General features: G+C 74.6%; 18 protein-coding genes and 1 pseudogene. 10 read left to right on the forward strand and 9 right to left on the reverse strand.

Annotation, left to right across the window (positions count from 1 at the left end; translation table 11 throughout):
• Positions 1 to 109: 109 nt before the first annotated feature.
• Positions 110 to 715: a TIGR03086 family metal-binding protein gene (locus ACIQ87_RS18270; RefSeq protein WP_402407456.1), complete on the forward strand. Its 606-nt coding sequence runs from the start codon at positions 110 to 112 to the stop codon at positions 713 to 715.
• Positions 716 to 733: 18 nt separating this feature from the next.
• On the opposite strand, the gene ACIQ87_RS18275 is transcribed toward ACIQ87_RS18270, so the two are convergent.
• The 3 genes from ACIQ87_RS18275 to ACIQ87_RS18285 all read right to left on the reverse strand — a co-directional run bounded on the left by ACIQ87_RS18275 (position 734) and on the right by ACIQ87_RS18285 (position 5,152).
• Entirely contained in the window at positions 734 to 1,900 is a 1,167-nt protein-coding gene (locus tag ACIQ87_RS18275) for an alpha/beta hydrolase (protein WP_402407459.1), read from the reverse strand.
• A gap of 146 nt (positions 1,901 to 2,046) precedes the next feature.
• The gene (locus ACIQ87_RS18280; protein WP_402407462.1) at positions 2,047 to 2,514 is read right to left on the reverse strand and encodes a (2Fe-2S)-binding protein; all 468 of its coding nucleotides are present in this window, start codon (positions 2,512 to 2,514) and stop codon (positions 2,047 to 2,049) included.
• 40 nt (positions 2,515 to 2,554) lie between these two features.
• The gene (locus ACIQ87_RS18285; protein WP_402407465.1) at positions 2,555 to 5,152 is read right to left on the reverse strand and encodes a molybdopterin cofactor-binding domain-containing protein; all 2,598 of its coding nucleotides are present in this window, start codon (positions 5,150 to 5,152) and stop codon (positions 2,555 to 2,557) included.
• A 286-nt stretch (positions 5,153 to 5,438) separates the two neighbouring features.
• On the opposite strand from ACIQ87_RS18285, the gene ACIQ87_RS18290 reads away from it, so the two are divergent.
• The 5 genes from ACIQ87_RS18290 to ACIQ87_RS18310 all read left to right on the forward strand — a co-directional run bounded on the left by ACIQ87_RS18290 (position 5,439) and on the right by ACIQ87_RS18310 (position 9,992).
• On the forward strand, positions 5,439 to 6,701 hold the full coding sequence (locus ACIQ87_RS18290) for an MFS transporter (RefSeq protein ID WP_402407468.1): 1,263 nt from the start codon (positions 5,439 to 5,441) through the stop codon (positions 6,699 to 6,701).
• Positions 6,702 to 6,823: 122 nt separating this feature from the next.
• On the forward strand, positions 6,824 to 7,612 hold the full coding sequence (locus ACIQ87_RS18295) for a Mut7-C RNAse domain-containing protein (protein ID WP_402407471.1): 789 nt from the start codon (positions 6,824 to 6,826) through the stop codon (positions 7,610 to 7,612).
• Between the two features lie 93 nt (positions 7,613 to 7,705).
• Entirely contained in the window at positions 7,706 to 8,131 is a 426-nt protein-coding gene (locus ACIQ87_RS18300; protein WP_402407474.1) for a cupin domain-containing protein, read from the forward strand.
• A complete protein-coding gene (locus ACIQ87_RS18305) occupies positions 8,128 to 8,511 on the forward strand; it encodes a CocE/NonD family hydrolase (RefSeq protein WP_402407477.1) in 384 nt (127 codons plus the stop codon). Before ACIQ87_RS18300 ends, ACIQ87_RS18305 begins: the two co-directional genes overlap by 4 nt.
• Positions 8,418 to 9,992 (forward strand): CocE/NonD family hydrolase, encoded by a 1,575-nt coding sequence (locus ACIQ87_RS18310; RefSeq protein WP_402407480.1) that lies wholly within the window; start codon positions 8,418 to 8,420, stop codon positions 9,990 to 9,992. The genes ACIQ87_RS18305 and ACIQ87_RS18310 overlap by 94 nt, the downstream gene beginning before the upstream one ends.
• A gap of 132 nt (positions 9,993 to 10,124) precedes the next feature.
• Here the strand turns inward: ACIQ87_RS18310 and ACIQ87_RS18315 are convergent, their stop codons facing one another.
• From ACIQ87_RS18315 to ACIQ87_RS18325, 3 genes are all read right to left on the reverse strand, one after another.
• On the reverse strand, positions 10,125 to 11,201 hold the full coding sequence (locus ACIQ87_RS18315) for a restriction endonuclease (RefSeq protein WP_402407483.1): 1,077 nt from the start codon (positions 11,199 to 11,201) through the stop codon (positions 10,125 to 10,127).
• Between the two features lie 110 nt (positions 11,202 to 11,311).
• Entirely contained in the window at positions 11,312 to 12,118 is an 807-nt protein-coding gene (locus ACIQ87_RS18320; protein WP_402407485.1) for a hypothetical protein, read from the reverse strand.
• 224 nt (positions 12,119 to 12,342) lie between these two features.
• A complete protein-coding gene (locus ACIQ87_RS18325; RefSeq protein WP_402407487.1) occupies positions 12,343 to 13,611 on the reverse strand; it encodes a pyroglutamyl peptidase in 1,269 nt (422 codons plus the stop codon).
• A gap of 168 nt (positions 13,612 to 13,779) precedes the next feature.
• On the opposite strand from ACIQ87_RS18325, the pseudogene ACIQ87_RS18330 reads away from it, so the two are divergent.
• Both ACIQ87_RS18330 and ACIQ87_RS18335 read left to right on the forward strand, forming a co-directional pair.
• A pseudogene (locus ACIQ87_RS18330) lies at positions 13,780 to 14,331 on the forward strand (TerD family protein); the annotation flags it as partial.
• Positions 14,332 to 14,980: 649 nt separating this feature from the next.
• The gene (locus tag ACIQ87_RS18335; RefSeq protein ID WP_402407490.1) at positions 14,981 to 15,583 is read left to right on the forward strand and encodes an SUKH-4 family immunity protein; all 603 of its coding nucleotides are present in this window, start codon (positions 14,981 to 14,983) and stop codon (positions 15,581 to 15,583) included.
• Between the two features lie 26 nt (positions 15,584 to 15,609).
• Here the strand turns inward: ACIQ87_RS18335 and ACIQ87_RS18340 are convergent, their stop codons facing one another.
• The 3 genes from ACIQ87_RS18340 to ACIQ87_RS18350 all read right to left on the reverse strand — a co-directional run bounded on the left by ACIQ87_RS18340 (position 15,610) and on the right by ACIQ87_RS18350 (position 18,328).
• Positions 15,610 to 16,572, reverse strand: a complete 963-nt coding sequence (locus tag ACIQ87_RS18340; protein ID WP_402407493.1) for a hypothetical protein — start codon at positions 16,570 to 16,572, stop codon at positions 15,610 to 15,612.
• A gap of 103 nt (positions 16,573 to 16,675) precedes the next feature.
• Positions 16,676 to 17,098 (reverse strand): hypothetical protein, encoded by a 423-nt coding sequence (locus ACIQ87_RS18345; protein WP_402407495.1) that lies wholly within the window; start codon positions 17,096 to 17,098, stop codon positions 16,676 to 16,678.
• Between the two features lie 255 nt (positions 17,099 to 17,353).
• Positions 17,354 to 18,328: an NAD-dependent epimerase/dehydratase family protein gene (locus ACIQ87_RS18350; protein ID WP_402407498.1), complete on the reverse strand. Its 975-nt coding sequence runs from the start codon at positions 18,326 to 18,328 to the stop codon at positions 17,354 to 17,356.
• A gap of 383 nt (positions 18,329 to 18,711) precedes the next feature.
• On the opposite strand from ACIQ87_RS18350, the gene ACIQ87_RS18355 reads away from it, so the two are divergent.
• Complete coding sequence (locus ACIQ87_RS18355) at positions 18,712 to 21,456, forward strand: SdrD B-like domain-containing protein (RefSeq protein WP_402407500.1); 2,745 nt, start codon at positions 18,712 to 18,714, stop codon at positions 21,454 to 21,456.
• A 130-nt stretch (positions 21,457 to 21,586) separates the two neighbouring features.
• Complete coding sequence (locus tag ACIQ87_RS18360) at positions 21,587 to 22,420, forward strand: hypothetical protein (protein ID WP_402407503.1); 834 nt, start codon at positions 21,587 to 21,589, stop codon at positions 22,418 to 22,420.
• The last annotated feature ends 127 nt before the right edge of the window (positions 22,421 to 22,547 follow it).

Genomic DNA, 22,547 nt, shown 5'->3' on the forward strand with positions numbered 1-22,547 from the left:
CCCGGTGGCGGAGGGTGCGGTGTCGTGGCGGGCGGTTGTCGGTGCCCGCGCTTACGATCACCCGGCACGACCCGCTCCCGCACCGGGACCCCGTACCGAGAGGTGTGCCATGACCGCAGCGGAAGACCCGCTCGAGCTGCTCGCCCGGGCCCTCGCGCAGACCGCCGGGCTGATCGACGGCACCGGCGTCGAGCTGGCCGGTCACCCGACGCCCTGCCGCTCGTGGGACGTCGGTGACCTGGTCAGCCACCTCCTGTACGACCTGCGGCAGTTCACCGTACGGGCGAAGGGCGGGCAACCGGACTGGTCGCAGCCCTTCGACCGGGTCGAGGAGGACTGGCTGCACGCCTTCGAGGCCGGGGCGGAGGAGCTGGTCGACGCCTGGCGCGCGGCCGGCGACCTCGGAGGCACCCTCGAAGTCCCCGGCTTCGGCACCCTCCCGGCCCGCTTCCCCGTGGACCAGCAGATCGCCGAATTCGCCGTCCACGGCTGGGACCTGGCCCGCGCCACCGGCCAGTCCACCGAGGGCCTGGACCACGAGGTCGCCCACGCGGCGCTCGCCTGGGCCGGCGGTGCGCTCAAGCCCGAGTACCGCGGCGCCGAGGAGGAGCGCCACGCGTTCGGCCCGGCCGTCGCCGCCCCCGAGGACGCCCCGGCGTACGACCGGCTCGCCGCCTTCTTCGGCCGCGACCCGGCGGAGTACCCGGCGGGTTAGCGCGTGGCAGGACAGGCCCTACCCGAGGCTCCAGCGGAACTCGATCTCCGGGTGGCGCGGCGACGGGCCGTCGAGGAGCGGGGTGGGGCGGTCGCGCAGGAAGCGGTCGGCGAAGGCCCGGACGTAGCTGCGGGTGAGCGCGGTGGCGCGGGTCGGGGCGATGGTGCCGAGCAGGCGGGCGTAGGTGTCGGCGGGGAGGTGGTCGGCGAGGTGGCCGGGGGCGGCGGCGTGCGGCAGGTCGGTGAAGCTGAGGTGGCCCGCGCCCAGGGTGCGCAGCTGGCGGCCCCAGGCGTGGTGGTGTTCGCGCCAGCGCTGCCAGGTGTCGTGGTCGTCGATCGAGGTGAGCAGCAGGAACGGCCGGTCCAGCCCGAGTTCGGGGACGGGGGAGCCGAACAGGCCGCCGTCGAGGTCGAGGCCGATCCGCAGGCGCGGGTCCTGGCGCAGGGCCTCGGCGGCCGCGGCTCCGCCCATGGAGTGGCCGAGTACGCCGATCCGCTCCTCGTCGACCCGGAACGGCAGCCGGCCCCCGGTCAGTTCGTCGGTGACGAAGCGCAGGTCGCCGACCCGCGCGGCGATCTCCTTGCGTTCGGCGGCGTCCCGGTCCGGCGGGTTCTCCGGCAGGGCCCCGAGCACCAGCCGGCCGTCCGGGAACTCGACGGCGGCGGCGTCGTAGGTGTGGTCGACGGCCGCGACGAGGTAGCCGTGCGCGGCCAACTCCTCGGCCAGTGCGGTGCAGTTGCCGCGTGTGCCGCCGCGGCCGTGGCCGAGCAGCAGCAGGGGGAGCGGGCCGGGGTGGGCGGGGGCGTCGGCGAGGGCGGTGGGGCGGACCAGGGCGAGGGTGCCCGGGTCCAGCGGCAGGATCCGCTCGATCGCGGCCGCGACCCGCGGGGTGATGTAGGGCGCGCGGGGCCGGCCGGCGGTGCCGCGCGCCGGGTACCAGAGCTGCACCATCAGTTCGCGCGGGCCGGGGACGGGCGCGAACGGGTCGAGGCGGCCGTGGTCGACCACGTGCAGGCTGGTGGTGCCGACCGGCCGGCCGACGGTGGGTGCGGGCAGGTCGATGGCGCGCGCCGGCGCGGCCGGCGCGGCCGGGGCGGCCAGGGCGGCCGGGGCAGGCCCGGCGGGCAGCAGGGCGGCGGCCCCGCCCAGGCCGGCGAAGGTGAGCAGTGAACGGCGCCTGATCATGCGTCATCCTCACGCGGCTCGGCGACTGGGTCCGGCCAGCCTAGGCGGTCCGGACCGGTGTGGCCAGGGTGCCGAGCGGCTTGCGCCCGCTCACAACGTGCCGCCCGCTCGGGACTTGCCGCCCGCGTCAGGACGTGCCGCCCATGTCAGGGCTTGGTGCCCTGCCGGGTGGCGGCCTGCTTGATCGCCTCGCGGATGCGCGGGTAGGTGCCGCAGCGGCAGATGTTCTGGATCTGGTCGATGTCCGCGTCCGTCGGGTTCGGGGTGCGGCGCAGCAGGGCGACGGCGGTCATGATCTGTCCCGGCTGGCAGAAGCCGCACTGGGCGACGTCGCAGGCGAGCCAGGCCTCCTGGACGGGGTGCAGCACCTCGCCGTCGGCCAGGCCCTCGATGGTGGTGACGGTGTGGCCCTCGCAGTCCTTGACGGACCGGGTGCAGGGCTGGAACTCCTGGCCGTCCAGGTGGCTGGTGCAGGCGCGGCAGACGCCCACCCCGCAGCCGTACTTGGGGCCGGTGACGCCGAGCTTGTCGCGCAGGACCCAGAGCAGCGGCATGTCGTCCGGGGCCTCGACGGTGACGGGCTTCCCGTTGAGGACGAAGGTGTGGGTGGGCATGGGGAGTCGGGATTCCTCAGCTGTGGTCAGGAGGCGGTGGTCAGAAGTTGATCGGGAAGGAGCGCGGACTGGTGCCGGTCGCCCGGGCGTAGGCGTTGGCGACGGCGGCGGAGGCGGCCGGGACGCCGAGTTCGCCCGCGCCGCCGGGCTGTCCGCTCGGCGGCATCAGGTGGATCTCGACCACCGGCGGGGTGTGCCGCTGCCGGGCGTAGTGGAAGTCGCCGTAACTGCCCTCCCGGAACGCGCCGTTGTCCAGGTGGTTGCCGGCCTGGAGGATCACCGAGATGCCGTCGACCAGTGCGCCGGTCAGCTGGGCCTCGAGGCCCCTGGGGTTGATCACCCGGCCGACGTCGGCGACGACGACGGCCTTGGTGACCCGGGGGTTGGCGCGGTCGGTGGCGTCCAGCTCGACCAGGTAGGCGGCGCAGGCGCTGTGCTCGTCGTGGTAGCCGATGCCCTGGGCCTGGCCGGGGGGCATCGGGCGGCCCCAGTCGCCGCGCCTGGCGAGCTCGTCCAGTACGGCCCGCCCGGCGGCGCTGCGCATCCGGTCGCGGCGGAAGGAGAGTTCGTCCTGGCCCATCGCGCGGGCGAGTTCGTCCATCATGATCTCGTCGGAGACCCGGACGGTGCCCGAGTAGACCGAGCGCCAGCTGCCGGTGTGCACTTCCAGCGGCACCTCGGCGAGCAGCTGGGTGGGGACGCCGACGTCGTACGGGATCTTCTCGGTGAGCAGGAAGAAGAGTTCGGAGGCGGTGAGCCCGGCCAGCGGGAGGTTGTAGCCGGCGGCGGTGAGCATGTCGCCGAGGCCGTGCCCGAGGTCGGTCCGGACACTGGCCACATGGTGCTCCCAGCTGAACACCTGGCCGAGGCCGTAGGTGGCCCGGACGACGTGGTGGCTGGCGGGGCGCATCCGGCCGTGGCGCATGTCGTCGTTGCGGGTCCACATCAGCTTGACCGGGCGGCCGGTGGCCTTGGAGACCTGGGCGGCCTCCAGGGCGGCGTCGAAGAACAGCCGGCGGCCGAACGAGCCGCCGCCGCGCACCACGTGGACGGTGACGGCGTTCTCCGGCAGGCCGAGTTCCCTGGCGATGGTGCCCTGGGCGAGGATCGGGCTCTGCGCGGCGAACCACAGTTCGGCGCGGTTCGGCCGGACGTCGGCGACGGCGGTGAGCACCTCCATCGGGGCGTGGTTGACGAAGGCGAAGTCGAACTCCCCCTCCACCCGGTGGGAGAGCAGTGGCGGCGGGAGGGACGGCAGGTGGGCGGCGCGCAGTTTGGACCGTACGTCGGCGTCGGACAGGCCGGCGACCGGGCCCGGGTTCCAGGTGGTGACCAGCGCGTCGCGGGCCTTGAGCGCCTGGTCGAAGGTCTCGGCGAGGACGGCGACGCCGGTCGGGATCCGCACCACGCCGAGGACGCCGGGCATGGCGCGGGCGGCCGAGGCGTCCAGGGACTTGAGGGTGCCGCCCACGGTGGTGGGGCGGGCGACCACGGTGGGCACGGCGCCCGGGACCTGGAGGTCCCCGGCGTACCTGGCCCGGCCGGTGACAATGTCACGGGCGTCGATCCGGCCGGTCGGCCTGCCCACCAGGCGCAGCTTGTCGGCGGTCTTGGGGACGGCCGGGACGGCGGGCACGGCGACGCGGGCCGCATCGGCGGCGAGGTCGCCGTAGCCGAGGCGGCGGCCGTCGGGGGCGAGGACGGCGGAGTCGGCGGTGCGCAGGGTGGCCGCGGGAACGTTCCAGCGCTTGGCGGCGGCGGTCACCAGCCGGGCCCGGGCGGCGGCGGCCGCGGCGCGCACCGGGTCGTACAGCGAGCGGATCGAGTTGGAGCCGCCGGTCAGCTGGTTGAAGAGCAGTTCGGGGCGGGCGTCGGAGAGCGGGACGTCGACGTCGGAGAGCCGGGCGTCGAGCTCCTCGGCGACGATCATGGCGATCGCGGTGGTGAGGCCCTGGCCGACCTCCAGCCGGGGCAGGCGGAGTGCGGCGCGGCCGTCGGCCGTGACCTCCAGGACCAGCAGGTGGGCGGTCGGCAGTCCGGCGATGATCATCGCGTCGCCGAGGTCGACGATGTCCGGGATGCCGGGCAGGCCGATCAGCTGCTGGGGGAGGGCGGTCTCGTGGACCGGTACGGCGGCCGCGGCGGAGGCCGGGACGGGCGTCGGGGCGGCGGCCTCCGCGGTGGCGGGCGCGGCGGTGTCGAGGCCGAGGCCGGCGGCGACGGTGAGGGTGGGCCCGGCCAGCAGGTAGGTGAGGAAGCGCCGTCGGCGGGTGCCGCCGTCCGACGTCGGGGCGTCCGGAGCTTCGGCGGAGCGGGTGTGCGGGTGCCCGGCGCCGTCGGGTCGGTCGGTGGAGTCCGAGGGCGCGATGGAGGTGCTGATGGGGAGGCCACCCTTCGAACCGGAGACGGCGACGGAACGGGGCGGGCGGGGCGGCCCCGGCCCGGTGCCGGATCGCGAACGCCGTTGAGCATAAAAGGACGCTACTGACGGGTCAACACGGTCAAAGTTGGCCCCTGGTCTGTCCGATGGCGGTTTTGCAGCGTTCGGCGGAGCCGGATTCGGAGCGGGTACGGACGGCGCTTCACCGGCGCGGGCGCGGCCGGGGCAGGACCGCTTCGAAGGGCTCGGAGGCGCCAACTGGCGCCCCTCGCACGCGGGTTCAGGGGTCGGTCGACGGTGCGGCGGCGCGGCGGATTGGCCCAGGAAATTCCTTGATCACTGGACCGGTCCACTGGGCCGGTTCTCTCCTAGGGTGGGGAGCGCCGCAGCCGGGGGTCGCGGAGACCCCGTCCGCGCGCCGCCCATCCGGCGGTCGCGGGCAGGGGTGACGGTCCGTGAAGTCGTTTACGCGGCCGGACGCGTGTGGGTGACCGGCCGACCCGTCCGGGCGGGTGGTGACCGCAGACACGAGAAGGAAGAGGACATGCCGACCGAACGCGCCGCCCGCCGGGGCACCCTGCCGCCCGCCGGGCCCCAGCGGACCCTCGCGGCCGCCCAGTTGGCCGCCGCCGTGGGCGACGGCGCCTACTACACCTGCTCCGCGCTCTACTTCACCAGGGTCGTCGGGATGTCGCCGACCGCCCTCGGAATCGGCCTCACCCTCGCCTGGGCGCTCGGCTCCCTGGCCGGCGTCCCGCTCGGGCACCTCGCCGACCGGCGCGGCCCGCGCCGCACCTCGGTGGCGCTCGCGCTGGGCACGGCGGCCGTGGTCACCGCCTTCCTGGTGATCCGCTCCTACCCGCTGTTCCTGCTCGCGGTCTGCCTCTACGCCACCGCGCAGTCCGGCCTGACCGCCGCCCGGCAGGCGCTGGTCGCCGCGCTGGTGCCGCCCGCGCAGCGGACCGCGCTGCTCGCCCACATCCAGTCCACCCTCAACGGCGGACTCGCCGTCGGCGCGGCGATCGGCGGCATCGCGCTCGTCCTGGGCACCCGCGCCGCGTACCTGGCCGCCTTCGTCGTCACCGCGCTCGGCTTCCTGATCGCCGCGCTGGTCCTGCGGGGCCTGCCCGAAGCCCCGCCCGCGGCAGGGGCCCCGGACGCCGGGCCGCGCCTCGCCGTACTGCGCGACCGCCGGTACGCCGCCGTCACGGCCGTCAACGCCGTCCTGCTGCTGCGGATGCCGCTGCTCAGCCTGATCATCCCGCTCTGGATCGCCGCGCGCGCCCCCGGGATCGGCTGGCTCGGCTCGGCGCTGTTCGTGCTCAACACCCTCGCGGTGCTGGCCTTCCAGGTCCGGGCGGCACGCGGCGTCACCGGACTGGACCCGGCCGCCCGGGCCGTCCGCTCCGCCGGACTGCTGCTGCTCGCCTCCTGCGCCGTCTTCGGGCTGTCCGCGCTGGACGTGCCGGTCTGGGCGGTCGGCGCGCTGCTGGTCGCGGCCTCCGTCCTCCAGGTGGCCGGGGAGATGCGGCAGTCGGCCGGAAGCTGGCAGATCGCCTTCGACCTCGCCCCGCCCGGGCGGATCGGCCAGTACCAGGGCTTCTTCGGCACCGGCGTCGCCGTCGCCCGCACCCTCGGTCCGCTGCTGCTCACCACACTGCTGCTGGACGGGGGTCTGGTCGGCTGGCTGGTCCTGGGCGGGGCGTTCCTCGCGGCGGGGTACGCGATGGGGCCGGTCGCCCGCTGGGCGGCGCGCGACCGCGTCCACCCGGTGTCACCGTCGACGGTGGTCGCGGCGGCCGTCTGAGCCCGCGCGCCGTTGCGGCCGTCCGACCCGGACACCGGGCCGGCACGCCCCGGGAGGGCCGGTCCGACGGCGGGCCGGAAACCCGGTGGCCCCGGCCCGCCGCCCGCTGGCATGCTGGCCGCGTGGACCGACCCCAGATCAGCCTCGACTTCGCCCCCGAGCTGCACCTCTTCGTCTCCGCGCCCCGGCGGGCCGGCAGCACCGCGCTGCGCACCGACGGCACCTCCACCCTCGGCCACGTCGTCGAGTCCCTGGGCGTCCCGCTCACCGAGGTCGGCGCCCTGCTGGTGGACGGCCGGGCCGTGCCCGACACCCACGTGCCGGCCGACGGCGAGGAGATCTCCGTCCGGGCCGTCACCAGGCCGCAGCCCTCGCCCGCCCCGGCGCGCTTCCTGCTGGACGTCCACCTCGGCACCCTCGCCCGCCGGCTGCGCCTGCTCGGCGTGGACGCCGCGTACGAGAACCCCGACATCGGCGACGCCGCCCTGGCCGCCCGCTCGGCCGCCGAACAGCGGATCATGCTCTCCCGCGACCGCGGCCTGCTGCGCCGCCGCGAACTGTGGGCCGGCGCCTACGTCTACAGCCACCGCCCCGCCGAGCAACTGCGCGACGTGCTCTCCCGCTTCGCACCGCCGCTCGCCCCCTGGAGCCGCTGCACCACCTGCAACGGCACGCTGCACCCGGCCACCAAGACCTCGGTGCGCGAGCAGCTGCGGGACGGCACCGAGCGCTCCTACGACGCCTTCGCCCAGTGCGCCGACTGCGGACAGGCCTACTGGCGCGGCGCCCACCACGCCCGCCTGGAGGCGATCGTCGCCGAGGCGGTGCGCGACTTCGGAGCCGGTCCGACCACGGGAGGAGGCCAGGAGTCCGGGGAGGGCCGGGGCCGGATCGGGGTCGTTTCGGGGTAGCCCCGCCCTGGCGGACGGCCGGGGGCCCGTGATCCCATCGACGGTGGGGGACGAGCCCACGCTACTCACTCGGATGAGAGGCCAGGTCGTCACATGGGACATCACACAGGGCACCAGCCCTTCGACACCGCGGACGTGGGGGACGCCGAGGTGGTGACCGCCCCGGACGGGGCCGAGGTGCGTCCGCTGCTGGTGCTGGAGGGATCCGGGAGCCTCGCCGTCTTCACGCTCGGCCCCGGCCGGGTGACCCACGCGGTGTCGCACGCCACCGTGCAGGAGCTGTGGCAGGTCACCGCGGGCAGCGGCGAGCTGTGGCGCCGCCAGGGCGGGCGCGAGGAGACCGTACGGCTCGCGCCCGGAACGGCGGTGTCGATACCGCTGGGCACCGCGTTCCAGTTCCGGGCGGACGAGGACTCCGACGGGCCGCTGCGGATCACCGCCGTCACCATGCCGCCCTGGCCCGGCACGGACCGCGAGGCACGCCCGGAGGAAGGCCCCTGGAAGGCGACCGTCCGATGAGGCGGGGGCTGTCGCGCCGCCCGCTGGCGGCGCTGCTCGCGGCCGCCGCCGTGCTCGGACTCCCGGTCGCCCCGGCGGCCGCCGCCGCGTCCGCCGGCCCCGCCGAGCCACCGCGGCGGTCGCTCTACGTGGCGATGCCCGACGGGGTCCGTCTCGCCGTCGACGTCCACCTCCCCGAGGGCACCCGGGCCGGCGCCCGACTGCCCACCGTGCTGGTCACCAACCGCTACTGGCGGGCGAGGGTCCGGGCCGGCCAGACCGACGGCGTCAGCGGCGAGGCGCGGCAGTGGACCGCCCGCGGCTACGCCTTCGTGTCCGCCGACCTGCGCGGCACCGGGGCCTCCTTCGGCACCCTCACCTCCGAACTCGGCGCGACCTGACCGCCGACAGCGGCCCGCTCAGCGACTGGATCGCCGCCCAGCCCTGGTCCAACGGCCGGGTCGGCACCACCGGCATCTCCTACGGCGGCGACACCGCGATGCTCGCCACCTCCCTCGGCAACCACCACATCACCGCCGCCGCCCCGATCTCCTACGACTTCGACCCGTACGAGGACCTGGTCCGCCCCGGCGGCGTGCTCATCGAACCCCGCATCGCCCAGTACGCGCTGCTGCTGCGCGTCCTCGACCAGGCCGGCGGCACCACCTGCGAGACCGGCGAGCGGACCCGGAAGCTCTGCGCCGACGTCGGCCTCACCGGGCTCCAGCCCCGGCCGGTCGACGGCCCCGACGGGCCGGCCCTGCTCGCCGCCGCCCGCGCCGAGCACGCGGACAACGCCAACCTCGTCGAGATGGCGCACACCGGCGTCCACCGCGACTACCGGGACGGACCGAAGAGCTGGACGGTCGGCAGCGTCGGCGAACGGACCGACGCGATCGAGGCCGGCCGGGTGCCCGTCCTGACCCGGGCCGGCTGGCTCGACGCCGGCACCGCCAACGGGACGCTCTCCCAGTTCAGCGGCCTGTCCAACACCCAGGACGTCTGGATCGGCCCGTGGAACCACGGCGCCGGCTGGCTCGCCGACCCGTTCCAGCCCGCCCGCCCGCTCACCGAGCGGGAACACGAGGAGAACGACCGGCGCGTGTCCGACTTCTTCGACCGTTACGTCCGCGGCGACGCTCGCCCCGACGGCCGCCGACAGGTGCACTACTACACCTTCAACGAAGGCGTCTGGCGCACCACCACCCGCTGGCCGGTGCCCGGCACCCGCACCCAGCGGTTCCACCTCGGCGCGGGCGGCACGCTCGGCGGCCGGGCCGACGACCACCGCAGCGGCTCCGACCCGCTGCGCCTCGACCCGACCGCCGGCACCGGCCCGCTGGACCGCTGGAACACCAACCTCAGCGGCGACGAGGTGAGTTACCCCGACCGCGCCGCCGTCGACGCCAAGCTGCTCAGCTACACCACCGCGCCGCTGACCGCCGACACCAGGGTCACCGGCAACGGCAAGGTCACCCTCGACGTCACCGGACTGGCGGGCTCGGCACGCGGCGCCCTGCACGTCTACCTGGAGAACGTCGCGCCGGACGGCCGGGTCAGCTATCTGACGGAAGGTCAACTCGCCCTGGAGGAGCGGGCGGTGGCGGACCGCTCGGACAACCCGGACTGGCGCCGGCTGCGCACGCCGCGCAGCTACGCCGCCGAGGACGCCGAGGACTTTCCGCAGGGGAGCGCCCAGCGCGTCACCATCGACCTCCAGCCCGTCTCGGCGCTGTTCCGCTCCGGCGAGCGGATCAGGCTCACCGTCGCCGCCGCCAACCCGGACTCCTTCCAGCTGCTGCCGGCCGACGGGCGGGCGGACTACCGGATCGGCTGGGGCGGGGACCGGGGGTCGGTGCTGGAACTGCCGGTCGTGCACTGAGGTCCGCGTAGCACCTGAGGTCCGCGAAGCACCGGGGCACGTGAAGCACCGGGACACGCGAAGCGTCGGGCTTCGCGAAGCGTCGGGCTTCGCGCTGCGGGGCGCCCGGCCGACGACGGGCGCCCCGCCCCGTCACGCGTCCACGACCTCCAGCCCGTACGCGGTCACGGCCTGGCGCAGCCCGCCCGGGTACCCGGCGAGCGCCGGGGTGAACTCCCAGTCCCCGGAGGGCTCCCGGTCGAACCGGCCGAGCCGCATCGCGGTGTTGGTCTCCGCGCCGTCCGCGAGGTGCACCACGGCCGCATCCTGCCCGGAGCCGGCCTCCAGGATCAGCGCCGGACCGGCGAACCCGCCCATGGTGGCCCCGGGGTGGTTCTCGGTGTCGGCGGCGGCGATCACGACCAGCCGGTCGACCTCGGCGGGCAGCGCGTCGAAGTCGACCATCAGGCAGGCGTTCGCGTCGCCGTAGCCGGTCACCAGCCGCACCGAACCGTCAGGCGTCGAGGCGTTGTTGTAGAACACCAGGTGGTCGTCGGAGAGCGCCGCGTTGCCCGTGCAGACCAGGGCGGCGATGTCGTACTCCTCCTCCCCGGTCCAGTGCAGCAGCAGCCGCGAGGGCTCGGCGGCCACCTCGATGGCGGGCAGCCCGTCCAGGGCGTCGGCCCCGGCGGCGTCCCCGTCCTCGACGGCCGCGAACACCTCGTGGAAGCCGTGGTGCTTGAGCAGCCCGACCAGCTCGGCGCCGTTGATCAGGCTGACCGGCTTGCCCGCGACGAACTGGTGCGAGCTGGGGCCGAACTTGCTGGTGGTGACCAGGACGGCCTTGGTCGCGTCCCGGTCGTGCCGCAGCGTGCCGTACAGGTCCCGCACCGCGGAGGGCGCCACCGTGTCCCGGTACCGCTTCACCTGCACGATGACGTTGCCGCCGCGGAACGGGTCCGGGTCGATGCCGCGGACGTCCACCCCGCCGTCCCGCGACCGGGCGGTGAGCTCGACCTTCATGCCCATCGCCTCCATCAGCCGGGCGATGAGGCCCTCGAACTCGACCGGGTCCATCGCCAGCAGCAGCTGGAGCTCGCGGACGCGCTTGGCCATCCGGCCGCGGTTGGCGTTGGTGTCGTCGCGGAGGTGACGGAACAGCGCGCGCTGGGCGCGGCGTTCGTCGACGTCGGGGTTGCTGAGGCGGTGGAGCTTCCGGCTCCGGGACATGGGCGTGCCCCCTCTTGCATGGTGACGGTTGTTGCAGGCGTCACCGTAGGGGAATCGTGGGCGAAGGAATGTCGGACCGTCGGTTCCGCCGCACAATCGAGATCTGACGCCTAGAGTGCGTGCAGGCCGAGGGTCCAGGCGTGGGTGGTGTAGGCGCCCATCCGGGTCGGGTGGCGTTCGACCAGGGTGACGGCGAGGCCGTCGGCGGTGCGGTGCAGCGAACCGGTGTGGCGGGGCCGGTCCTCCGGGGCGAGGGGGAGCAGCTCGGCCAGGACGGTGTCGTCCAGGTCCCGGCCGACGGCGCGCAGCACCCCCGCGTCCAGCACCAGCAGGGTGCCGTCCGGCAGTACCAGCGGCGCCGGGGTCTGCGGGTCGGCCAGCAGCGGGCCGTGCTCGATCCGGCCGCCGGGCAGCAGCCGGACCACCCGGCTTCCGGTGGGGTGGCGGTGGTCCGTCTCGACCACCCGCAGGGCGCCGCCGACCACGTAGTGGCCGTAGCTGAGCCAGGAGTCGGCCAGGGTGCCGTCCCGGTCGTACGCCCGGGTGCCGAAGGCGCCCCGGCCCGCCGACCCGAGCAGGAAGCGGCCGCCGCCGAGGGCCGCGGCGCGCTCGCCGCGCAGCTCCGCGAGGGTGGCGCCGTCGGCGAGGTCCAGCAGCAGGGCCGGGCCCGGCGCGGTGTAGCCGAAGGAGTCGGTGGTGACCAGCGCCCGGCCGGCCGAGAGGTGCGCCGCGTTCGGACGGCCCGGGCAGGGCCGCCGCCAGCGTTCCCGGCCGGTGGCGTCGACGTGGACGAGCCCGCCGTCCCGGACGTGCAGCTCCGTTCCGTCCCGGCGGGCCAGCGGCCCCTCCGGAAGGCCCTGCGGGCGTCCGCCCGCGCGGCGACGGTGATCCAGGACCGTGACCCGCCAGCTCCCCATGCGCCCGACGGTAGTGGGGCGGGTTGAACGGCGGGGGTGCTTTCGGTGGCCGTCCGGGCGGCCGACAGTTCCCCCGGATGCCGAGGAGGAGGCCGCGGTGGCGTTCGACGTGGAGTTCGAGGTGGAGTTCGAGGTCGTGATCGAGATCCCCCAGGGGTCGCGGAACACGTACGTGACGGACTTCGTGGCGGGCCGGTGGGCACCGGCCCGCCCCGGAGGCGCCGTCAGAGCCCGGCGGTGCTCAGGATCGCCCGCACCTCGTCGCCGATCGCGGCCTCGTTCTGCTCGAACTCCGGTGCGGTGAGCAGGCTCGGGTCGGCCGGCAGACCGGTCAGGACCGGGGTGTGCAGGTGCCCGCCGGGCAGCCCGGGGGCGAGGAACGTGCGCAGCCGGTTGGAGCGGTAGGCGACCTCGTTGGACAGGTACCCGCCGCCGCCACCGGAGACCGCGCGGGAGCCGGGGGTGGGGCCGTCCGGCCGGAAGACGGGGTCGGTGGCGCCCGCCGGGATCTCGGTGACGAAGGTGTCGAGCAGCACCGGGAAGGGCTGCTGGACGGCCCTCATGGCGTCGGTCGGCAGGGTGGTGCGGACGAACTGCGGCCCGGCGGCCAGGCCGGGGGCGTCCACCGGGTGCCGGGTGGTGCCGCCGGAGAGCGCGGCCGCGTTGTCGGTGGCCGGGTCGGCGGAGCGGGCGCGCCCGGCCCACTCCTCCAGGGTGAACTTGCCCGGGTAGCCCTGGCTGATGCTGGTGATCAGGTCGGCGGACTGCCGGCCCGGCCGCAGGTGCGGGGTGAAGGCGCGCTCGACGATGCCCTCGTCGAAGTCCCGGTAGCGCACGGGGAGCACGACCGCCCGGACCTCGGCGGTGCTGCCGTCGGCGAGGGTGATCCGCTGCCCGTGCAGCCGCAGGACGGCCGAGCCGGAGGGGTTGGCGCGGCGCGGCTCGGCGTCGAGGCCGAACGGGTCGAAGCCGCTGACGAAGATCCGCCGGACGCCGGGGGCGGAGTCGAAACCGTCGTCGAGGCCGCGCGAGGCGTCCTCGAAGCGGGTTCGCAGGGCGGCGTGGTCGACGTCGAACCGGGGCTGCCACTGCGCGAGCCGGACGGTCATCGCGAGCCTGGTCCAGTACAGCGGGCGGTCGTCCCGGGCGGGCAGTTCGCCGCTCGGCCGCCGGCCCTGGGCGCGGTCCAGGCCGGCCTGCCAGAGGGTGCGGCCCCAGGTGGTGACCACCCGCTCGGCCTGCCGGGCGTCGCGGGCGGCGCACAGGGCGGAGGGGAAGACCCCGAGCAGCTCTCCCAGCCCGGAGCGCTCGGTGAAAGCGGCCGTACGGGCGTCCTGGAGGCGGGCCTGCTCGGCGTCCGGCGGCACCGTGGCCGAGCTGCGGCAGCCGGCCGGTCCGGCCTGGGCGGCCTGGGCGGCGGCCGGGGCCAGCAGGGCGGCGAGCGTTCCGGTGAGCGCGGCGGCCAGTCCCGCGGCGCGGCATAGATATGTCATGTCCGCCGACAATAGGTCCAGACCTTACGGCCCGCCAGAGTGTCGGCACCGTGCCCCGCACCGGTTCGGCCCTGACGGAAAGCTGACGGTTCGACCGGGAACCGCCGCGAGTTCTACAGCGTTGTCGTGGGAGAACAGCGGTACTCGTACGGTGGTGGAGGAAGTTCCATGAGCGTGGCCCTGACGAAGGGCGGCAACGTCTCCCTGGGCAGGCAGGCCCCCGGGCTGAGGGTGGTCCGGGTGGGTCTCGGCTGGACGGCCGGGGCGGGGTACGACCTGGACGCCAGCGCGCTGCTCTGCGGGGCGGACGGGAAGGTCGCCTCGGACCAGCACTTCGTCTTCTTCAACAACCTGCAGAGCCCGGACGGTTCCGTCCGGCACCAGGGCGGCTCCGGCGGCGGCCCCGACCGCGAGCAGATCGAGGTCCGGCTCGCGGAGGTCTCCGCCGGGGTGGAGAAGATCGTCTTCGCGGTGGCGATCTACGACGCGGCACAGCGGCGGCAGTCCTTCGGGCAGGTCCGCGGCGCCCACATCCGGGTCCTCGACCCGGACGGCGGCGCCGAGGTGGCCCGGTACGACATCGTGTCGGAGGGCGGCAGCGAGACGGCGATGGTGTTCGGCGAGCTGTACCGGCACGGCGCGGACTGGAAGTTCAGGGCGGTCGGGCAGGGGTACGCCGCGGGGCTCGCGGGCATCGCCACCGACTTCGGGGTGGACGTCCTGCAGCCGGCGCCCGCCGCCGCGCCGGTCGCGCCGCCCGTGCCGGTGAAGCCGCCCGTCGCGCCGCCCGCGCCGGTCGCCCCGCCCGCGCCGGTCGCGGCCCCGGTGCCGACCGCCGCCGTACCCGCCGTTCCCACGACCCAGCCAGGGAGCTTCCCCGTGACGTGTTTCTTCGACCCCTCGCACGGCGTCGGCGCCACGGCGGTGTACTGGTCGCCACAGTGGGGCGTGCCGCGCCAGATCGAGGCCTGCGTGGCCTGCGCCCAGCGGGTGCAGACCAACGTCCCGCCGTTCTACACCCCGGCGCAGGCCGGCTACCCCCAGCCGGTCCAGCAGCCGGTCCAGCAGGGCCAGCCGCAGCTGCCCGGCCAGCAGGCCCAGGGCGGGCGGCGCTTCGGCACCGGCGCGCTGATCGGCGCCGGCGCGGCCGGCCTGGTCGGCGGCGCGCTGCTGAACGAGGCCTTCGACGACGACCCGCAGGTGGTCGTCAACAACTACTACGAGGACGACGGCTTCTTCTAAACCGTCGGGCCGTGGTTCCGCACGGGCCGCCGGGATCCTCCCCGGCGGCCCGACGGCGTGTCCCGGCTGTCGGCGCGGTGCGCTTCAATGGCGGCAGAGCACCGTTCCGACCGGGGGAGACGCACCGATGACCATGCCGGACGCCGAGCTGACGGCCGCCGCCAGGAACCCCACCGCCGCCTGGCTGGAGTCCTGCTTCGGCCCCGGCACGCTGTGGCGGCCCGAGCCAGGGGCGCTGCCCGAGCGGCTGACGTCGAAGGCCGCCCGGGCGTTCCTGACCGAGGTCGGCGTCCCGGCCGTCGAGTCGGACTTCCTCGGCTTCGACGCCGCCGGCCTGCCCGAGCGCGGCATGTGGGAGGCGGACCTGGACGAGCTGTTCGGCGAGCGCACCCCGGACGACGAAACCCCGCCGAGCAACTGGGGGTACTGCGTCGGCACCTTCGGCGAGCGGCACCTGATGGTGTCCGGCGACACCGGCACGGTACGGATCTACCACCCGGACGGCTGGGACCACGGGGACGGCTACGGCGGCTGGGCGGCCGACTCGCTGCCCGAGGTGGTCGGCGCGCTGGCGCTGCTGGCCCGCCTGGAGGGCCGGATCCGCGACGGGGACGCCAAGTCCGCGCTGGACGAGTTCGCGGCGCTGGTACAGGAGTTGGGGCAGGGGCCGGACGAGTCGGACCTCTGGTCGGACCTGCTGGAGAACCTGCGCGACGAGTACGAGGACTGATCCCCGTCGGGGTCGGGGGCCCGGGGTCAGGACCCGGCGGTCACGGCCCGGGCGGTCGCCAGCATGGCGTCGTTGCCGGCCTTCGCCGCCGTGAGCTCCGGCAGGCGGAGGCGGATCAGCTCGTTCTCGTAGGCCGTCTCGACGGTGAACCAGACCCCGACCACATTGGTCCGCTCCTTGCACTGGACGTCCGCGGTGGCGGTGGCGATCTCCTCGGCGGACGGCTTGGTGCCCGCCCCCCACCGGGGGTCCTTCAGGGCGTCCCCGGGCGTGCCGTAGGAGTACCCGCGCTCCGCCATGCAGCGCGACCAGTCCTGGAAGACGGCCTTGACCCGGGGGTCCGACCTCGAACGCTCGAAGCCCTCGAAGTTGATCCCCACCGCGACGTCGGCGTCCCCGCCGGTGCCGCCGTGCGCGATCAGCTCCTGCTGTGCGGCGCTGATGCACCCGCCGGGCGGCAGTGGCTTCCCCCGGAACGAGGGGGCCGTCCCGGGGGCGGGCTTCCCGTCCGTGCTGAGGCCGCTGCCGAGCACGGTGTTGACGTCGGGACTCGGCGTGGGCCCATCGGCGGGCTTCTTCCCGTCGGACGGGTCGGGCGAGTGGTAGCCGTTCACGGAGACGTCGGCGAGTTCGACCGGATCGTACCGGTGGGTGGTCTGGGTCCTGGACGGCGCTGCGCCGCCGGTCGGCCGGGTGTAGTCCAGGCCGAAGCCCCGGACACAGCGGGTGACCAGGACGGCCTCCGCCGCCTGGTACTGCCGGAAGTCCTCCCTGCTCAGCAGGTAGGCCTCGATCGGCAGCGTCCGGTCGGCCACCTGCCTCAGCCGGGGCGTGTCGCCGACCGGCGGCGGGTCCATCGGGGCGAGGGAAGCGGGCGGCGGGACGGGGGCGGCGGCGGGTCCGGAAGGGCCGGAGGCGCAGCCGGCGGTGAGGGCCAGGGGGATCAGCAGCAGGGCCGGCAGCGGACGGAAGCGGTGGCGGGACGTCATGGCGGGGCTCCTCGGGGGCCGGCTCGCGGGGTGGTGCGATCGGTCGATGACGGCCGGACGGGTGCCGGCCCCCCGAGGGGGCGGGGCCGGCACCCGGTCAGGGCTAGATGTGCTCCCAGCTCTGCGAGTGGTTGTTGTTGCGCATGTCGATGTAGACGCCGGACCACCACACGGTGCCCAGGTTCGCCGAGTGGCCGGCCTGGATGTACTGGTTCGGCCCGGTGTCCCGGAGGCTGTACTCGCGGTAGTGCACGTAGAGGTTGTAGTTGTTGTCCATGTTCTTCACGGACGCGGCGTTGTTCATCACCGGCTGGCCGTTGCCGGCCCCGCCGCCGCCGAAGTTGCCGTCGTAGTTGCCGGCCTCGCTCTTGCCGAAGAAGGCGCCCTGCTGGTTGGGGCTGTAGTACAGGCAGGCGTCGCCCGTGACGCAACCACCGCTGCTCGCCAGGGCCGGGGTGGCGGCGCCGAGGAGTACCGTGCCGAGGGTGGCCGCGGCCAGGGCGGCGGCTGCCAGCTTCTTCTTCATCCCACTGCCTTCCGTTCGGTGAACCGGAGTCGCTCCGGCTGTCCTTGAGTCTGGTGGGATTCGTGAAGAGGGCCTATCCACTTCCCGGCTCCGCCGGACGCCGGAAACGGATAGTGGTCCCTCCGGGGCCGCTATCGCGAAGCGTGGTGAGGGCGTGGGCGTGACGTGGGGCCCCGGCCCGGGAGATGTCCGGGCCGGGGCCGGACCGGCTGCCGCGGGGCGGCGGTCGGCCCCGCGCCGGTGGCTGAGCGGGCGTCAGGCCTGCCGGGCGTGCCAGGCGGCGAGCAGTTCGGCCTCCCGGTCGGGGGCGAGGGTCTCCGGCTGGGGCTCGAACGGCTCGATGTCGCGGGCGGTTTCGGCCACCGGCCGCAGGACGAGCCCGGTGGCGAGGGCGGCGGCCGGGTCGGCGGTGCTGGTGGCGCGGACCGCCGGCTTGGCGGGCCAGAGCGGGAGCGCACGCTCCGGGACGTCGGCGGCGCGCAGGAAGTCCTCGTCCACCCAGGTGAGGGTGGTGCCGGGCGGGGCGACCGCAGAGGCGACGGCGTCGAGCAGGTCGCCCATGCCGAACGGCGGGGGAGTGGCGGCGTGGTAGGGGCCGGAGGCGCCCTGTTCGAGGAGGGCGAGCATCCAGGCGGCGAGGTCGCGGGCGTCGACCACCTGGAGCGGCGCGTCCGGCCGGCCCGGGGCGAGCACCTCGCCGCCGCGGGTGAGGCGCTGCACCCAGTAGTCGAAGCGGTGGGTGTAGTCCCGGGGGCCGATCACGTACGTCGGGCGCACCAGCAGCGTCTCCGGGCCGAAGGCCTGCCGGGCGGCGCGCTCGCACTGGGCCTTGAGGACGCCGTACGTCGCGGCGGTGACCTCCTCGGCCTCGGGGCCGTTGGAGGGCAGCAGCGGGGAGTCCTCGGCGTAGCCGGGGGCGGCCGGCTCGTCGTAGACCGAGAGGGTCGAGACCAGCAGGTAGCGTCCGGCCGCGCCGGGGTCGACGTTGGCCGCCAACTTCCACACCTGGCGCGGGAAGTAGGCGCAGGTGTCGACGGTGGCGTCCCAGCTGCGGCCGCGCAGCGCGGACAGGTCGTCGTCCCGGTCGGCGATCAGGTGCTCGGCGTCCGGGAGGAGTCCGGCGCCGGAGCGGCCCCGGTGGAGCAGCGTGACCTCGTGCCCGGCGGCGAGGGCCGCCTCGGCGAAGTGGAAACCGATGAAACGGGTGCCGCCGATGACCAGAATGCGCATCCTGACATCGTGCCAGTCCGCGGTGCGGCGGTGCCAATCGGAGCCCGGCTGTTACCCGAGTTGTGGGTGGGGTGCGTGAGTCAGGATCGGTGTGTGCGGTTCCGGTGGGAACTGTGTTCGACGCTCGACGGCCGGTGGCCGCGATCGTTGACGGGGGTGGGGACGCGTCGGACCGGTCGTCGCTGGTAGGTTGCCCGATGGCGGGAGTGGGGGGCGGGGGCCGTGACGGCCCCGAAACGCCTGACGGGTCGTCAAAGTTCCTTGTTTTCCGGCGAACTTGTGTGAAGGCCCTTTAAGCTCCCGTTAACGATGGCGGTTTTTCGCCGCTCACGAACTCCCTCACGAGGTCGGGCGGAAGGCCCAACTTGACGATGAGAGCAGGGATGACGACGACTACTGAACGAACGGCCGGTGTCGCGCGCGGCCCGGACCGGCGGCAGGGCGGGCTCGGCCGTACCGTGGCCGGCGCGGCGGCCCTGGCCGTGGTGATCGGCGCCGGCTCGTTGGCGGCGGCCCCCTCGGCCTTCCCGGCGGCTGGCGACGGCACCGTGAAGGTCCGGGTGATCCGGGCCGTCGACACCGACGGGGTGTGGACCCCCGGGCTGGAATCGACCATGGCGGGCGTGAAGGTGACGCTCACCGACGACGCCGGGGTGGCCGTCGAGGGCACCACGGCGGCCGACGGCACGGTGACGCTGGCGCCCGCCACCAGCAAGCTCACCGGTGGCAAGTACCGGGTCCAGGTGGCGAATCCGAAGCCGGGCGTGCTCTACCCGGCCTTCGCCTCGCGCGAGGGTCTGGACGGCGCCCCCAACAAGCTGAGCTCCAACGAGGAGTTCGTCGACCTCTCCGGCGGCAAGACGGTGGAACTCACCACGGGGCTGTGGAGCCCGGGTGACTACTGCCAGAAGAACGCGCCGCTGGTGTCGACCTGTCAGAACCCGCCCGCGGACGGGGACAACCAGCACACGCTGGTGTCCTTCCCGTACGAGTCCCGCGGAACGGCCGGCAAGGGCTTCACCCTGACCGACGTGGCCACGGCCGGGCAGACCGGGAACCTCTACGGCATCGCCTGGAACAGGGCCGACCGCAGGGTGTTCTCCGCGGCCCAGGCCAAGCGGACCACCAGCTACGGCCCCGGCGGCCCCGGCGGGATCTACGTCACCGACTGGGACAAGAAGAACACCACGCTGTTCGCCACCGTCCCGGACGCGGGCACCACCCCGCACACCCCGGGCAACGACGACGGCTTCCTGGCCCCGGTGGGCAAGGAGAGCCTGGGCGGCATCAAGATCACCGACGACGGCAAGGACCTCTTCGTCGTCAACCTGCACGACCGCAAGCTCTACCGCTACGACGCCACCGCCGCGACGGCGGCCGCGCCCAAGGCCTCCTACGCCATCCCGGACCCGGGCTGCCCGGCGGCGGGGGACTGGCGTCCGTACGGCCTCGGCATCCAGGACGGCGTCGGCTTCCTCGGCGGCGTCTGCTCGGGCGAGTCCACCCAGAAGGCCTCGGACCTGCGGGCCGTGGTGCTGCCGTTCGACCTGGCCACCGGCGCGTTCAAGTCGGCGGTGCTGAACCAGCCGCTCGACTACCCGCGCGGCACCACCGTCGGCGGGCCGTGCCCGGGCACCGGCTGGTTCCCGTGGCAGGACACGTTCCCGACCAGCCAGAACGGGCAGGCCTGCGGGGACAACTACATGGCCAATCCCGAGCCGGCGGTCGCCGAGATCACGTTCGAGACGGACGGCTCGATGCTGCTCGCCTTCCGGGACCGCTTCGGCGACCAGTCGGCGGCCAGCCCGACGGGCGCCGCGATGGCCAAGGTCCTGCCCGGCGGTGACCTCCTCAAGGCCTGCCCGGCGAACGGCACGTACGTGCTGGACACCAACCTGGGCTGCGGTTCCACGGCCCGGGGCCAGCGGTTCTTCGACAACGCCCGGATCGGCCACAACAACCCCGCCAACGCCGGGATGGCGCTGTCCAAGGTCGAGGACTCCATCGTGACCTCGGGCTACGACAGCGACAGCCAGGCCTACGGCTACGGCAGCGCCTTCCAGAAGCGCACCGGCAAGGCGGACGGCGGCGTCCGGCTCAACACGGCCCCTGGCTCCCCGCCGTTCGGCAAGGGCGCCGCGATGGGCGACCTGGAGGTGCTCTGCGACCAGGCGCCGCTCCAGATCGGCAACCGGGTCTGGTACGACCCCGAGCGCAGCGGCCTCCAGCTGCCGGGCCAGAAGCCGGTACCGGGTGCCACCGTGCACCTGTACGACGAGGCGGGGAAGCTCGTCGGCACCACCAAGACGACCAAGCGCGGCGAGTACTACTTCGACGACGGCAACGTCGACGGAGGCCTCAAGCCGAGGACCAAGTACACGATCAAGCTGGACAACCCGGCGGACTACGCCAAGGACGGCCCCCTCTTCCAGTGGGTGCCGACCGATCACGACGTCGGTGACAACCACTTCGTCGACTCCAAGGGCATCGTCCCGAAGGACGGCAAGTTCCCGGAGCGGGCGCTGACCACCGGCGGCCCCGGCGAGAACGACCACACCTACGACTTCGGCTTCCGCCTGCAGGAGGGTGCGCTGCGCCTGGTCAAGCACGACCAGGACGGCAAGCCGCTGGCGGGTGCCAAGTTCCAGCTGTGGCACGAGACCAACGGGACCGACGGGCTCCAGCCGACCGGCGACAAGCCCGACACCAAGGTCGGCGAGGCCTGCACGACCGGGGCCGACGGCATCTGCCAGGGCACCGGCGTGCCGGGGACGTACTACTGGCAGGAGCTCAGCCCGCCGGACGGCTACGCCGCGCCGGAGGTCACCGTCTTCGGTCCGCTGAAGCTGACCTCGGCGAACCTGGACGCCGGCGTGGAGGTGACGGCCGTCAACAAGCTGATCCCCACGCCGACGCCCACCCCGACCCCGACCGAGACGCCGACCCCGGCGCCGACGTCGGCGGCTCCGGTGCCGCCCGCACCGCAGCCCCCCGCACCCGGGCACCTGCCCAACACCGGTGCGGGTGAGGGGATGCCGATCGCGCTGACCAGCGCGGCGGCGCTGATCGCCCTCGGCACCGCCATGGTGCTGGTGGTCCGCAGGCGCAAGGCCGCCCAGCGCGGCTAGCGGTTTCGCAGTGAGCGGGCCCGGTGGGGGGAGACCTCCACCGGGCCCGAATCGGGCGGGTTCGTGGGACCGTTGGGTCCCCCGGACCCGCCCGACTGTCGTGTCCGACCGAGGAGAGGGAGCGGGCCGCATGCCCCGCAAGACGAAGGCCGAGGGCCGAGCGCCCCGTCGGGGCCGGGCCGGCTGGCTCAAGGCCGTGATCGCGATCGTGGTGTGCGGCGCGGCGGCGGGCGGCGTGGCCGTCTACCGGACGGTCTCCGACGAGGCCGTCGAACGCCCGGTGACCACCGACGAGGCGGGCCGGCTCGCCCTGTCGCGCCTGAACCTCTACCAGGCGAGCCCGGTGGCGGTGACGCTCACGGCCGACGAGGGCGGGGGCGTGAGCATCCGGGTCGACGGGGTCGTCGACTACCGCACCCACCGGGGGGTGGGCCGTTACCGGACCACCGGCGCGAGCGGACCGATGGACCACGGCCTGATCGTCTGGGACACCGGCGGCCTCGGACTGGCGCCCGATCAGGCCGGCAGCGGCACTACGGGCAGTCCTGGCAGCACCGGCGGTCCCGGCACCGACGCCCCCGCCTGGCAGCAGGCCGAGCACATCCCGCGCCAGGGCTGGTCACCGCGCACCTACACGGCGGACCCGCTGGACGCCGGACTGAACCTGCTCGTCCAACTCGGCGCGGACCGCCCCGACAACCCGCTGCTGCTCGCCCAGTCCGGTGCCCGCTGGCTGGGCCGGGACCGGATCGACGGCCGGGACCACGACCGCTTCGCCGGCCCGCGCGCCCAGGGCTCCGCGCCCGACGGCGCCCGCTCGCCGCTGACGTACTGGGTGGACGGCGACGGCGGGCTGCGCCGGGTGACGATGCGGATGCCGGGGCTGGGCACCCCGACCACCGTCGAGTTCACCGGACGGCAGGCCGACGCCAAGCTGCCCGAGGCCCCCTGGCTCACCGGCTGAGCCGTCGCCACCGTTCGGCCGCCGGACGGGACGGCCATCGGACGGGACGGCCACCGGAAGACCGCCGGAAGACCGCCGGACAGGGCGATCAGCCGTACAAAAATCGTTGGTGAGCCAGCAATAGCTT

Source organism: Kitasatospora sp. NPDC096204 (genome assembly GCF_044763205.1).
Classification (GTDB): Bacteria; Actinomycetota; Actinomycetes; order Streptomycetales; family Streptomycetaceae; genus Kitasatospora.

Excerpts from the sequence above, each read along its gene's own strand:
- ACIQ87_RS18345 (WP_402407495.1), bottom strand. The coding sequence starts at position 17,098 with ATGAAGAAGAAGCTGGCAGCCGCCGCCCTGGCCGCGGCCACCCTCGGC.
- ACIQ87_RS18350 (WP_402407498.1), bottom strand. The coding sequence starts at position 18,328 with ATGCGCATTCTGGTCATCGGCGGCACCCGTTTCATCGGTTTCCACTTC.
- ACIQ87_RS18340 (WP_402407493.1), bottom strand. The coding sequence starts at position 16,572 with ATGACGTCCCGCCACCGCTTCCGTCCGCTGCCGGCCCTGCTGCTGATC.
- ACIQ87_RS18270 (WP_402407456.1), top strand. The coding sequence starts at position 110 with ATGACCGCAGCGGAAGACCCGCTCGAGCTGCTCGCCCGGGCCCTCGCG.
- ACIQ87_RS18290 (WP_402407468.1), top strand. The coding sequence starts at position 5,439 with ATGCCGACCGAACGCGCCGCCCGCCGGGGCACCCTGCCGCCCGCCGGG.
- ACIQ87_RS18360 (WP_402407503.1), top strand. The coding sequence starts at position 21,587 with ATGCCCCGCAAGACGAAGGCCGAGGGCCGAGCGCCCCGTCGGGGCCGG.
- ACIQ87_RS18315 (WP_402407483.1), bottom strand. The coding sequence starts at position 11,201 with ATGTCCCGGAGCCGGAAGCTCCACCGCCTCAGCAACCCCGACGTCGAC.
- ACIQ87_RS18320 (WP_402407485.1), bottom strand. The coding sequence starts at position 12,118 with ATGGGGAGCTGGCGGGTCACGGTCCTGGATCACCGTCGCCGCGCGGGC.
- ACIQ87_RS18305 (WP_402407477.1), top strand. The coding sequence starts at position 8,128 with ATGAGGCGGGGGCTGTCGCGCCGCCCGCTGGCGGCGCTGCTCGCGGCC.
- ACIQ87_RS18325 (WP_402407487.1), bottom strand. The coding sequence starts at position 13,611 with ATGACATATCTATGCCGCGCCGCGGGACTGGCCGCCGCGCTCACCGGA.
- ACIQ87_RS18300 (WP_402407474.1), top strand. The coding sequence starts at position 7,706 with ATGGGACATCACACAGGGCACCAGCCCTTCGACACCGCGGACGTGGGG.
- ACIQ87_RS18280 (WP_402407462.1), bottom strand. The coding sequence starts at position 2,514 with ATGCCCACCCACACCTTCGTCCTCAACGGGAAGCCCGTCACCGTCGAG.
- ACIQ87_RS18275 (WP_402407459.1), bottom strand. The coding sequence starts at position 1,900 with ATGATCAGGCGCCGTTCACTGCTCACCTTCGCCGGCCTGGGCGGGGCC.
- ACIQ87_RS18335 (WP_402407490.1), top strand. The coding sequence starts at position 14,981 with ATGACCATGCCGGACGCCGAGCTGACGGCCGCCGCCAGGAACCCCACC.
- ACIQ87_RS18355 (WP_402407500.1), top strand. The coding sequence starts at position 18,712 with ATGACGACGACTACTGAACGAACGGCCGGTGTCGCGCGCGGCCCGGAC.